Raw genomic sequence first — 12,629 nt, 5'->3', positions numbered from 1 at the left:
AAGTTTCTTGGTCTCGCCATGCGAGAGGCAACGCGGTGCTGGGGTGTCGCGGCGCTCAGGCGCTGCGGTCGAGCGCGCGCAGGCTGCGGTCCGTGATGGACCGTCCGCCACGCCCTATGGCGATCGTGCCGGACTGCACGAGCTCCTTGATGCCGAAGGGCTCCAGCATTTTGAGCATCGCGCCGAGCTTGTCCGCGCCGCCCGTCGCCTCGATGGTGACGGCCTCCGGGGAGACGTCGACCGTCTTGGCGCGGAACAGCTGGACGATCTCGACGATCTGGGAGCGGGTCTCGTTGTCGGCACGGACCTTCACCAGAACGAGTTCGCGCTCGATGGCGTTGTGCGGCTCCAGCTCGACGATCTTGAGCACGTTGACCAGCTTGTTCAGCTGCTTGGTCACCTGCTCCAGCGGGAGGTCCTCGACGTTCACGACGATCGTGATGCGCGAGATGTCGGGGTGCTCGGTGACGCCGACCGCGAGGGAGTCGATGTTGAACCCGCGGCGGGAGAACAGCGCGGCGATCCGGGCGAGGATGCCGGGCGTGTTCTCGACCAGGACGGAGAGCGTGTGCTTGGACATGTGAGTCGTTCTCTCTCTCAGGCTCTCTCGGCTCAGTCGTCTTCGTTGTCGCCGAAGTCGGGACGGACGCCCCGGGCTGCCATGACCTCGTCGTTGGAGGTGCCGGCGGCGACCATCGGCCACACCATGGCGTCCTCGTGGACGATGAAGTCGATCACGACGGTACGGTCGTTGATCGCGTTGGCCTCGGCGATGACCCTGTCCAGGTCGGCCGGGTCCTCACAGCGCAGCGCCACGCAGCCCATGGCCTCGGACAGCTTGACGAAGTCCGGGACGCGGGTGCCCTTGCGGGGGGCGGTGGACTCGCCGAGCTGGGAGCCGACGGTGTCGTGGCCCGTCTCGTCCGCGTGCAGGACGGTGTTGGAGTACCGCTGGTTGTAGAACAGGGTCTGCCACTGGCGGACCATGCCCAGCGCACCGTTGTTGATGATCGCGACCTTGATCGGGATGTTGTTCAGCGCGCAGGTGACCAGTTCCTGATTGGTCATCTGGAAGCAGCCGTCGCCGTCGATCGCCCAGACCGTGCGGTCCGGCATGCCGACCTTGGCGCCCATGGCGGCCGGGACCGCGTAGCCCATGGTTCCGGCGCCGCCGGAGTTCAGCCAGGTGCGGGGCTCCTCGTAGTTGACGAAGTGCGAGGCCCACATCTGGTGCTGGCCGACGCCGGCCGCGTAGATCGTGTGTTCGGGGGCGAGCTCGCCGATGCGCTGGATGACCTGCTGCGGGGAGAGCATGCCGTCCCCGGGGGTCTCGTAGCCCAGGGGGTACGTCTCGCGCCAGCGGCTGAGGTCCTTCCACCAGGCGGTGTAGTCCCCGGCGTTGCCCTCGGTGTGCTCGGCCTGGACCGCCTGGATCAGGTCGGCGATGACCTCGCGGGCGTCGCCGACGATCGGGACGTCGACCTCGCGGTTCTTGCCGATCTCCGCCGGGTCGATGTCCGCGTGGATGACCTTCGCGAACGGGGCGAAGCTGTCCAGCTTGCCGGTGACGCGGTCGTCGAAGCGGGTGCCGAGCGCGATCAGCAGGTCCGACTTCTGCAGGGCGGTGACGGCGGTGACCGCGCCGTGCATGCCCGGCATGCCCACGTGCAGCGGGTGGCTGTCGGGGAACGAGCCCAGCGCCATCAGCGTGGTGGTGACCGGGACCCCGGTCAGCTCGGCCAGGACCTTCAGCTCTGCGGTCGCGCCGGACTTCATGACGCCGCCGCCGACGTACAGGACCGGGCGCTTGGCCTGGCAGATGAGCTTGGCGGCCTCGCGGATCTGCTTGGCGTGCGGCTTGGTGACCGGCCGGTAGCCCGGGAGGTCCTGCGAGGGCGGCCACGAGAAGGTGGTCTTCGACTGCAGGGCGTCCTTGGCGATGTCGACCAGGACCGGGCCGGGGCGGCCGGTGGAGGCGATGTGGAAGGCCTCCGCGATCGTCTTCGGGATGTCCTCGGCCCTGGTCACCAGGAAGTTGTGCTTGGTGATCGGCATCGTGATGCCGACGATGTCCGCCTCCTGGAAGGCGTCCGTGCCGATCGCCTTGGAGGAGACCTGGCCGGTGATCGCGACGAGCGGCACCGAGTCCATGTGCGCGTCGGCGATGGGGGTGACCAGGTTGGTGGCGCCCGGGCCGGAGGTCGCCATGCAGACGCCCACCTTGCCGGTGGCCTGCGCGTAGCCGGTCGCCGCGTGGCCGGCGCCCTGCTCGTGGCGGACCAGGATGTGGCGGACCTTGGTGCTGTCCATCATCGGGTCGTACGCCGGGAGGATGGCCCCGCCCGGGATACCGAAGACGGTGTCGCACCCCACCTCTTCGAGAGAGCGGATGAGGGACTGCGCACCCGTGACGTGCTCAACTGCGGCGGGCTGGTGTCCGCCGGAACGGGGCCGCGGCTGCGGATGGTGGGCCCCGGTGGCCTGCTCGGTCATCGGCATTCTCTTCTCGAAGCTGAGGGTTTTACGAGGATTCGAAGGTGTGCCAGTGCAACAAAAAACCCCTCGTGCCGGGAGGCAAGCGAGGGGAGCGCGTCGGGTGTGCGGAGCGGGGACATGCTGGTCCCAGCTTCAGCCGACGCGCTTTCCAAGTACGAGAATTCGGGTGCGCATGGCACTGACCCTCCCTCCGGCGGGAGGGGGATGTCAAGCGGGTGGGACGGGCGTCTCATTATGTGAGCCTCTGCGGATGGCCATCGAGCCCCCGGACGAACCACCGGCCAAGGCAGGCTGGACCGCCCCGCCCGGTACTGGGAACGTACCGCGCACGAGCGCGCGGCGCAGCCTGTACTCGTCGAGAGGGCCGGAAAAAGCCACTCCCTGGCCGTGTGTGCACCCCATCGCACGCAGCGCCATGACCTGCTCCGGCAGGTCCACGCCGTCGGCGACCGACTGCATGCCCAAATCATTTGCAATGCGCAACAAACCAGCGGTGATCTTGTGGAGGCGGGCGGACTCGACCACTCCCTCGACCAGGCCGCGGTCCACCTTGAGGACGTCCACGGGGAGTCTGCGCAGGGCGCTGATGGCCGCGTAGCCGCTGCCGAAGCCGTCGAGGGAGATCAGGACCCCGAGGCGGCGCAGGGCCGCCAGACGCCGCTCCAGCTCGTCGAAGGGCACTCTGGGGTCGGACACGGTCAGTTCGATCACCAGCGCCCCGGACGGCAGCCCGTGCCGGGTTAGCAGGGCTTCCACGGAGCCGAGCGGCGCGGCCCGGTCCAGCAGCCGCTGGGCGCTCATCCGTACGGCCACCGGCACGTCGTGCCCGATCCGGTGCCGCTCGGCGGCCTGTGCCACGGCCTCCCCCAGCAGCCAGTGGCCCAGCTCGGCGGCCCGGACGGGCGGGCCCGCGGGGAGGCCGGAGCGGCCGTCGGACCCCGCCGCCGCGCCCTCGCTGTATTCGGCCACCCGGAGGAATTCCGCCGGGGTGAACAGGATCCCCTGTGCGGAGCGCCACCGGGCCTGCGCCGCCACGGCCGTCACCTCGCCGGTCGCCAGCGAGACCACGGGCTGGTGCAGGAGGGCGAACTCCCCGTCGTGGAGCGCCGTGCGCAGCCGCCCCGCGAGCTCCGCCTTCCGTACGACCTCGGCCTGCATCTGGGGCGCGTACAGCTCGACCCGGTTCTTGCCGCCCGCCTTGGCGCGGTACATCGCGAGGTCCGCGTTGCGCATGAGGTCCGAAGGGGTGATCCCGGGGTCGGCGAAGGCCACGCCGATGCTGGCGGCCACCCGGACTTCGCTGCCGGCGATCCGGTACGGCTGGGACAGGGTGGTGCGCAGCCGGTCCGCGATCTCCTGCACCTGGTGTTCGCGGGCGCTGCGCTCGCGGGCGCCGTCGCCCAGGATCAGCGCCGCGAACTCGTCGCCGCCGAGCCGGGCCGCGGTGTCCCCGGCGCGCACCGAGTCCTGGAGCCGGCGCGCGGCCTCGGTCAGCAGCTCGTCGCCGGCCTGGTGGCCGATGGTGTCGTTGACCGCTTTGAACCCGTCGAGGTCGATGAAGAGCACCGCGGTGCTGTGGTCCCCCGCCCGCCGCCCGGTCAGGGCCTGGCGGACCCGGCGGGTGAACAGGGCCCGGTTGGGCAGGTCGGTCAGCGGATCGTGCTCGGCGCTGTGCTGGAGCTGCGCCTGGAGGCGGACCCGCTCGGTCACGTCGCGGCTGTTGAGGATGAGGCCGCCCTGGTGGCGGTTGACCGTGGACTCCACATTGAGCCATTCGCCGCTGCCGGACTTGAAGCGGCATTCGATGCGGGTGGTCGGCTCCTCGGCGGGCGGCGCGGCCAGGAAGCGGCGCACCTCGTGGACCACCCGGCCCAGGTCTTGCGGGTGGATCAGGGTGGCCAGCTCGGAGCCGACGAGCTCTTCGGCCTCGCGCCCGTAGACCCCGGCCGCCGCGGGACTGACGTACCGCAGGGTCCCGGTGGGGGCGGCGATCATGATGACGTCGCTGGAGCCCTGGACCAGGGAGCGGAAGTGGTTCTCCTTCTGGGCGAGTTCCTGCGTCAGCGCGATGTTGTCGATGAGCATGATGCCCTGCCGGATGACGAGGGCGAGGACCACCGTGCAGCCCGTGAAGACGACGACGCGGTCGACCTTCCGGCCATCCACCACGTTGTACAGGATGCCCAGGGTGCAGACGGCGGCCGCGAGGTAGGGGGTGAGGGCGGGCAGCGAGCCGGTGATGGGGCGGCTGACCTGCCGGTCGGGGCGCGGCAGGCCCGGCGTGCCCGGGCCCGGATGGGCGCGCCGGGCCCCCCAGGGCGCGTACGCGAGCAGCAGCGAGCCGGCGAACCAGCCGGCGTCGAGCAGCTGGCCGGACTGGTATTCGGCGCTCAGCAGCGGCGAGGTGAACAGGGCGTCGCTGAGCACGGTCAGGGCCAGGGCCGCGATGGCGGTGTTGACGGCCGAGCGGTTGGCCTCGGAGCGCCGGAAGTGCAGGACCAGCACCATGGAGACGAGCGCGATGTCCAGCAGCGGGTAGGCGAGCGAGAGCGCGGCGCGCGGGACGCTGCCGGGGGCTCCGGACTGGGCGGTCCGCGCCGCGTGCGCGAGGGCCAGGCTCCAGGACAGGGTGAGCAGGGAGCCGCCGATGAGCCAGGAGTCGAGCCCGAGGCAGACCCAGCCGGCGCGGGTGACGGGGCGTTTGGCGAGGACGAGCAGGCCCACGATGGCGGGCGGGGCGAAGCAGAGGAACGCGAAGTCGGCGAGCGAGGGCTTCGGCACGGCCTCGCCGAGGACCACCTCGTACCAGCCCCAGACGCCGTTTCCGCAGGCTCCCATGAGGGAGGAGAACGCGAAGAGCAGCCAGGCCGGACGCTCACGGCTGTCGATCGTCCGCGCGTACGCGTAGCAGGAGACGGCGGCGAGTAACGCGGCGGCGCTGAGTCCGAAGTCGCCCATGATCTCGGCAAGTTCCCCGGAGCCCCAGCCGAGGGCGGCGCCGACGGCGTATCCGCCGCTGACCACGGCGAGGAGCAGCTGCATCGCCAGGCTCCTGCCGCCGCCCGGGGCGGGCGGCCTGGTCAGCAGCGCCGCCCCCGGGGCACTCACCGGTCCCCCTCGCCGGCTGGTTCCGGCGCAGCCCAGTCCTTGCAGCGTCGCCTTCGGCGGCTGTGCCGCATCGGATCCTTCGTCCATTGGCCGTGCATCGCCCGTCGCCCCCCAAAGTGTCCGATCACTCCCCAGCGCCAGACGAAAGCGCTGCAGCCCCTTGTTCCGGACGATACACCACTTTCGTCACTCAGGGACATAGACGGTCTACGCTCCGTTACCACACGGGGAGTTGTTGCCACTGTGCGCGTCCGGACGGATGCGGAGCGTGCGCACTGCGCGTCAGTCGGTGATCAGGACCGTGTTCTCCACGGGCTCCCCGGCGGCGAACCGCCGGAGCTGGCGGGCGACCAGGCGCCTGGCCCGCGGCGCGAACGCCGTGCTGCTGCCGCCCACGTGAGGCGTGATCAGGACATTCGGAGCATGCCAGAGCGGGTGGCCGGCGGGCAGCGGTTCCGGGTCGGTGACGTCGAGCGCCGCGCGCAGCCGGCCCGACTCCAGCTCCGCCAGCAGCGCACCGGTGTCGGCGACGGGGCCGCGCGCCACGTTCACCAGCAGGGCGCCGTCCTTCATCCGGGCGAGGAAAGCGGCGTCGGCCAGGCCCCTCGTCCCGTCGGTCAGCGGGGTGGAGAGGATCACCACGTCGGCCTCGGGGAGCAGCCGGGGCAGTTCGGCGTGCGCGTGCACGGGACCGCGCGTGGTGGTGCGCGCCGAGCGTGCGACCCGCGCGACCCGCGCGCACTCGAAGGGGGCGAGCCGGTCCTCGATGGCCGCGCCGATCGACCCGTACCCCACGATCAGCACGGACTTGTCGGCGAGGGCCTCGTAGAAGCCCGAGCGCCACTCCTCGCGGTCCTGTCCGCGCACCATCCCCGGGATCCCGCGCAGCGAGGCGAGGGTGAGGGTGAGGGCCAGCTCGGCGGTGCTCGCCTCGTGGACGCCCCGCGCGTTGCACAGCCGTACGCCGGGACGCAGGCGGTCGAGGCCGCCCAGGACGTGGTCGATGCCCGCGGTCAGCGTCTGCACGACTTCCAGGTCCGGCATGCCGGCCAGCGGGCGCAGGGTGACCTCGGAGGACTTCATGTAGGGCGTGACGTAGAAGACGCAGGCGGCCGGATCGGCCGGGTAGGTGTCCTCACCGTCCCACCGGCGGTAGGTGAAGGCGTCGGGGAGGCCCTCGATCTCCTCGGCGGGGAACGGCAGCCAGACGTCCGCTGTCTTTGCATCCATGACCAGGAGGCTATGCCAAGGCCAATGGATCCTGATCAAGCCGTTAGTTTGTTTGCCGGACCGGGAGGGGGACCAACGGGTGGAGCGCAGGTCGATCGGGGCGGGGGCGCTGACGGTGGGCGCCATCGGGCTCGGGTGCATGCCGATGAGCTGGGCGTACGCGCCCTCGCGGCGCCGCGGGGCGGAGTCGCTGGCCACGGTGCACGCGGCGCTGGACCTCGGGGTGAACCTGCTGGACACCGCCGACGTCTACGGGCCCTTCACCAACGAGCTGCTGCTCGGGCGGGTGCTGCGGGAGCGGCGGACGGAGGCGTTCGTGTCCGCCAAGGTGGGGCTGCGGGCGGGCGAGCAGCACGTCGTGGCGGACGGGCGGCCCGGGTACATGCGGCGGGCCTGTGACGCCTCGCTGCGGCGGCTGCGGACGGACGTCATCGACCTCTACCAGCTGCACCGGGTAGATCCGGACGTGCCGGTGGAAGAGACCTGGGGGGCGATGGCGGAGCTGGTGGGCGCCGGGAAGGTGCGCTCGCTCGGGTTCTGCGCGCTGGGGGCGGGCGCCGGGCCGGGGGCGGGGCGGCGCGGGGACCGGGCGTACGAGGTGACCTTGGGGCACCTGGAACGGGTCCAGCAGGTGTTCCCGGTGAGCGCGGTCCAGGCGGAGCTGTCGGTGTGGTCCCCGGACGCGGCGCGGCGGCTGCTGCCGTGGTGCGCGGCGCGCGGGGTGGGGTTCCTGGCGGCGATGCCTCTGGGCAGCGGGTTCCTGACCGGGACGCTCCGGCCGGGCGAGGGCTTCGAGTGGGAGGACGTGCGGGCCCGGCATCCGCGCTTCACGGCGGAGTCGATGGCGGCGAACCAGGTGCTGGTGGCGGGGCTTCGGCGGGTCGCGCGGCGGCTCGGGCCGCAGGTGACGGCGGCGCAGGTGGCGCTGGCGTGGGTGCTGGCGCAGGGGCCGCACGTGGTGCCGGTCCCGGGTGCCGACCGGGCGCACTGGGCGGCGGAGAACGCGGGGGCGGCGGAGCTGCGGCTCACGGCCGGGGACCTGGCCGAGATCGCGGCGCTGCCGGCGGCGGTGGGAGCCTGGGACTGAGTCCCGGCGCGAGCGGGACCCGGGTCCGGGGCGGCCTCGGGACCGGGCCGAGGCCGGGCCGGGACCGGGCCGGGACCGGGTCCGGACAACCACTCGATCGGGTGTACGAGGGCCGGAACTTCGGGAAGTGCCGCAGCTGTTGAGACAGGTGAAAGGCGCGATCGCCGACCGGAGGGGAGCAGGACGATGGGATACGGACAGGGGCACCGGAGGTACGAGGGCCCGCGCACCCGGACCCGTGGAGTGCTGGCGGCATTCGCCCTGGCGGGATGCGGGGCGCTGCTCGCGGCGGGCTGCGCGCCGGCGGGCTCCCCCGCCGCCAAGCCGGGCACGTCGCCACCCGGCGCGGCGCCTGCCGCATCGGGATCCGGGCCCGCCGGCTCCCCGTCCGGCTCCTCGGAGGCCGCGCCGCCGGCCAAGGGCTCGGTGACGGTGTCGGGCGAGGTCGCCAAGGGCCTGGAGTCCCCCTGGGGCGTGGCCCCGCTGCCGGGCGGGGACCTGCTGGTCGCCTCGCGGGACAAGGGGACGATCAGCAGGGTCGCGGCGGCCACCGGCACGGTGACGCAGATCGGCAAGGTGCCGGGCGTGGCCCCGGGCGGCGAGGGCGGGCTGCTGGGGCTCGCGCTGTCGCCCTCGTTCGCCTCGGACCGGATGGTGTACGCGTACTTCACGACGGAGTCCGACAACCGCATCGCCCGGATGCGCTACGACGAGCAGCGGGACCCCGGCCAGCAACTGGGCGCTCCGGACACGGTGTTCCGGGGCATCCCCAAGGGCCTGATCCACAACGGGGGCCGGATCGCCTTCGGCCCGGACAAGATGCTCTACGCGGGGACGGGCGAGACCGGAGACACGGGGCTCGCCCAGGACAAGAAGTCGCTGGGCGGCAAGATCCTGCGGATGACACCGGACGGACAGCCGGTGCACGGGAATCCCGAGGCGGACTCGGTCGTCTACTCCTACGGGCACCGCAATGTGCAGGGTCTGGCCTGGGACAAGGACAAGAGGCTGTGGGCGGCCGAGTTCGGCCAGAACACCTGGGACGAGCTGAACCTGATCGAGCCCGGGGCGAACTACGGCTGGCCGGAGGCCGAGGGGAAGGCCGGCAAGCCGGGGCTGCGCGATCCGGTGGCGGTGTGGAAGACGGACGAGGCCTCGCCTAGCGGGATCGCCTGGGCGCAGGGCTCGGTGTGGATGGCGGGGCTGAAGGGCGAGCGGCTGTGGCGGATCCCGCTGGCCGGGGCGAATCCGGTCGCCGAGCCGGAGGCCTTCCTGACGGGGAAGTACGGCCGGCTGCGCACGGTGATCGCCCTCGGCGGGGACAGATTGCTGCTGGTCACGAGCGAGACGGACGGGCGCGGGTCGCCGGAGGCGGGCGACGACAGGATCCTGACACTGACAGTGCGGTGACCGACGGGGCCCCGGTGGGGGGCGAAAGGCGCGGTGGACGCGGTGTTCAACATGATCGAGGAGCTCTTCAACCCGGGACGCAAGCACACGGACGAGGAGAAGAAGCGGCTGGAGCTGTCCCGGACCGACGTGAACGACGGCGATCCGGGACGGGGGCCGATAGACCTGGACTCCGGCACGGTCCTCATACGCCCGGCGGAGAAGTCCCCGCGGCAGTGAGCGGGGCGAACAGCCGCAGGCGGTGGGCCAGGGCGGCCGCCTCGCCGCGGCCTGCGACGCCCAGCTTGGCCAGGATGTTCGAGACGTGCACGCTGGCCGTCTTCGGGGAGATGAACAGCTCCTCGGCGATCTGACGGTTGCTGTTGCCCGCCGCGACCAGGCGCAGGACGTCCCGTTCACGGCTGGTCAGGCCCAGGGCCTCGACGGGGTCGGGGGCCGGTGCGGGCAGGGCCGGGGGCGTGCCGGTCCCGGTGAGCGGGAGCCGGGCGCGCTGGGCGAGCAGGGCCAGGTCCTCGCGGAGCCTGCGGGAGCCGAGCCGTTCCGCGGTGGCGTGGGCCTCGCGGAGCAGGGCCGTGACGGGCTCGCGGTCGGCGCCGGAGGCCAGCAGGGCCTCGGCGAGCCGGTGGCGGGCCCGGGCCAGCAGGTAGGGGCGCTCCAGCGGGCGGATGGCCCGCTCGACGCCGGCCCAGTCGGCGGCGGTGTCCCGGCCCTCGGCCCGCAGCAGCTCCGCCCGGAAGAACTCGGCGTGGGCGGCCCATACGGGCACGGGGGTGGCCAGGGTGCGGGCGGCGGCCCGGAGCACGTCCAGGGCGGCTTCGCGGCCGGCGTCGGCGACCGGGAGTCCCCGGGCGTCCGCCTCGGCGGAGGCGGCGGCGAGCAGCAGCGGCCAGGCGTAGCGGTGGTGGCCCAGCGGGAAGCCGTAGGCGACCGCGTCGGTGATCTCCGCGCGGACGTCGGTGATCCGGCCCTCGCCGGCGGCGATGCCGACGGCGAGGCGGTAGAGCGGTATGCGGTGCTGGGGCTGGCTGTCGTGGGTGCCGAAGTGGGCGTGGGCGGCGGTGAGCCGGCCGGTCGCCTCGGTCAGTTCGCCGCGCGCCAGGGCCAGGTAGGACAGGCGTGCGGAGGCGGAGCCGCGCGGGGCGGCGCTCTGGCCGACGCTCAGACCGCGCTGGGCGGCTTCGGCGGCCTCGTCCCAGCGGCCGAGGCTGTACAGGCTCTCCGCCATGTTCCCGCTGAGCCAGGCCTCGGTGTCCAGCAGCCGTGACTTCTTGACGAGTTCGACCCCTTGTTCGGCCAGTTCCACGGCTTCGCGGGACCGGCCCATGCTTTCCAGCTGAGAGGTGAGGTTGATATGTGCACGTCCCGCCAGCATGACGAGCCCGAGTTCGGCGGCCCGCTCCCGGACCACGAGCATCTCGGCGAGTCCGCGCTCGAGGTCGCCGGAGTCGGTGAGCAGGGAGCCCACCGTGATCCGGGCGTTGAGCTCGATCTCCTCCGCCCCGAGCATGCGGGCGTAGGCCGCGGCGCGTTCCGCGGCTTCGAGGTTGCCGGGGCCGGGGTTGTGGAGCATGCCCCAGCCCGCGGCCCGGACCAGGACCTCGGCGTGCACCTGGGACGGGGGCAGCCCCTTGACGAGCTCCTGGGCCTTGGCGAGTTCCTCCCAGCCGTCGCCGCGGGCCAGGCTGGAGACGAGCCGGGAGCGCTCGGTCCAGAACCAGGCGGCGCGCAGCGGGTCCTGGTCTTCTTCCAGCAGGCGCAGCGCCGTCTTGGTGAGCTTGAGGGCGCGTTCGCGTTCGCCGCCGAATCGGGCGGCGACGGTGGCCTCGGCCAGCAGGTCGAGCCGCTTCAGCGGGGTGGTGGCCGGATCGCAGCCGCACGGAGGGTAGACGTCGGTGTAGTCGACCGGGCGCAGCGCCGCGCGGACCTCCTCCGGCGCGCTCTCCCACAGGTCCAGCGCCCTCTCCAGCAGGTTCAGCTGCTCGGAGTAGGCGTGCCGGCGGCGGGCGGCGACCGAGGCGGCGAGGACGGCGGGCAGTGCCTTGGCCGCGTCGTTGGCGCAGTACCAGTAGCTGGCCAGCCGGATGACCCGCTCCTCGGCCCGGATCAGCCAGTCGTCGGCTTCCATCGCCTCGGCGTAGCGGCGGTTGACGCGGGCGCGCTCGCCGGGCAGCAGGTCGTCGCTGACGGCCTCGCGGACCAGCGAGTGCCGGAAGCGGTAGCCGTCCCCGTCGGGGGTGGCGAGGAGGATGTTGGCGCCGACGGCGGCCCGCAGGGCCTCGATCAGCTCGTCCTCGGTCAGTCCGGCGACGGCGCGCAGGAGCGGGTACTCCACGGTGGAGCCGCCCTCGGCGACGATGCGCACCACCCGCTGGGAGGCCTCGGGCAGCACCTCGACGCGGACGAGCAGGAGGTCGCGCAGGGACTCGGTGAGTCCCGCCCGGCAGCCGCTCCGCTGGCAGGCGGCGAGTTCCTCGACGAAGAACGCGTTGCCGTCGGAGCGGTCGAAGACGGAGTCGACGAAGGCCTCGTCGGGCTGCGAGGCGAGGATGCCGGCGAGCTGGCGGCGCACCTCGGCCCGGTTGAAGCGGGGCAGTTCGATGCGCTGGACGGTGCGGAGCCGGTCGAGTTCGGCGAGCAGCGGGCGCAGCGGGTGGCGGCGGTGGACGTCGTCCGCCCGGTAGGTGGCCACGACGACGAGCCGGCCGCTCGCGAGGGTGCGGAAGAGGTAGGAGAGCAGGTGGCGGGTGGAGGTGTCCGCCCAGTGCAGGTCTTCCAGGACGAGGACGACGGTGCGGTCGGCGGCGAGTCGTTCCAGCATCCGGGCCGTCAGTTCGAAGAGCCGGGCGGTGCTCTCCTCGTCGTGCGGTCCGCGGGGGGTGTCGCCGAGTTCGGGGAGGATGCGGGCGAGTTCGTCCTCCTGGCCCGCGGCCGCGGCGGCCAACTCCCCCGGGAGCTGCCGGTGCAGGGTGCGCAGGGCCGTCGAGAACGGGGCGAAGGGAAGGCCCTCCGCCCCGATCTCCACACAGCCTCCGACGGCCACCACCGCGCCGCGGCGGGCCGACTCGCAGAGGAACTCCTCGGTGAGGCGGGTCTTTCCGACCCCGGCCTCGCCGCCGATGAGCATCGCCTGCGGCTCCCCGCCCGCCGCGCGGGCCAGTGCGTCGGTGAGTACGGCCAGTTCGTCGGCTCGGCCGACGAACACCGGGCTGACAGATCTGGTCTCCACGTCGCCGAGCATCGCACAGGAGTCCTGGCCCGCGGCACTGGTCGGGGGTGCGCTTCTCATCACGTGTCAGTC

Annotated in this window: 8 protein-coding genes; 3 read left to right on the top strand and 5 right to left on the bottom strand. The window is 72.6% G+C overall.

What is annotated here, in order from left to right:
• Window positions 1-55 precede the first annotated feature (55 nt).
• The 4 genes from ilvN to ACFY1T_RS18990 all read right to left on the bottom strand — a co-directional run bounded on the left by ilvN (window position 56) and on the right by ACFY1T_RS18990 (window position 6,834).
• Complete coding sequence (gene ilvN / locus ACFY1T_RS19005) at window positions 56-580, bottom strand: acetolactate synthase small subunit (protein WP_030857425.1); 525 nt, start codon at window positions 578-580, stop codon at window positions 56-58.
• Between the two features lie 32 nt (window positions 581-612).
• The gene (locus ACFY1T_RS19000; RefSeq protein ID WP_390789174.1) at window positions 613-2,499 is read right to left on the bottom strand and encodes an acetolactate synthase large subunit; all 1,887 of its coding nucleotides are present in this window, start codon (window positions 2,497-2,499) and stop codon (window positions 613-615) included.
• A gap of 204 nt (window positions 2,500-2,703) precedes the next feature.
• Window positions 2,704-5,604, bottom strand: coding sequence for a putative bifunctional diguanylate cyclase/phosphodiesterase (locus ACFY1T_RS18995; protein ID WP_390789173.1), 2,901 nt, complete (start codon window positions 5,602-5,604; stop codon window positions 2,704-2,706).
• 282 nt (window positions 5,605-5,886) lie between these two features.
• Complete coding sequence (locus ACFY1T_RS18990) at window positions 5,887-6,834, bottom strand: 2-hydroxyacid dehydrogenase (protein WP_390789172.1); 948 nt, start codon at window positions 6,832-6,834, stop codon at window positions 5,887-5,889.
• A 79-nt stretch (window positions 6,835-6,913) separates the two neighbouring features.
• Between ACFY1T_RS18990 and ACFY1T_RS18985 the strand changes: the two genes are divergently transcribed.
• The 3 genes from ACFY1T_RS18985 to ACFY1T_RS18975 all read left to right on the top strand — a co-directional run bounded on the left by ACFY1T_RS18985 (window position 6,914) and on the right by ACFY1T_RS18975 (window position 9,550).
• Entirely contained in the window at window positions 6,914-7,921 is a 1,008-nt protein-coding gene (locus ACFY1T_RS18985) for an aldo/keto reductase (protein ID WP_390789171.1), read from the top strand.
• A gap of 186 nt (window positions 7,922-8,107) precedes the next feature.
• Window positions 8,108-9,331 (top strand): PQQ-dependent sugar dehydrogenase, encoded by a 1,224-nt coding sequence (locus ACFY1T_RS18980; protein WP_390789170.1) that lies wholly within the window; start codon window positions 8,108-8,110, stop codon window positions 9,329-9,331.
• A 33-nt stretch (window positions 9,332-9,364) separates the two neighbouring features.
• Entirely contained in the window at window positions 9,365-9,550 is a 186-nt protein-coding gene (locus ACFY1T_RS18975) for a DUF6191 domain-containing protein (RefSeq protein WP_390789169.1), read from the top strand.
• Here ACFY1T_RS18975 and ACFY1T_RS18970 read toward each other — a convergent pair.
• Window positions 9,516-12,617 (bottom strand): AAA family ATPase, encoded by a 3,102-nt coding sequence (locus ACFY1T_RS18970; protein ID WP_390789168.1) that lies wholly within the window; start codon window positions 12,615-12,617, stop codon window positions 9,516-9,518. The two genes, ACFY1T_RS18975 and ACFY1T_RS18970, sit on opposite strands and share 35 nt — an antisense overlap.
• Window positions 12,618-12,629 lie beyond the last annotated feature (12 nt).

Source organism: Streptomyces sp. NPDC001194 (assembly GCF_042896985.1).
In the GTDB taxonomy this organism is placed as follows: domain Bacteria; phylum Actinomycetota; class Actinomycetes; order Streptomycetales; family Streptomycetaceae; genus Streptomyces.
The sequence above is the reverse complement of the archived record's forward strand: the minus strand, read 5'-3'. Positions and strand labels throughout refer to the sequence as shown.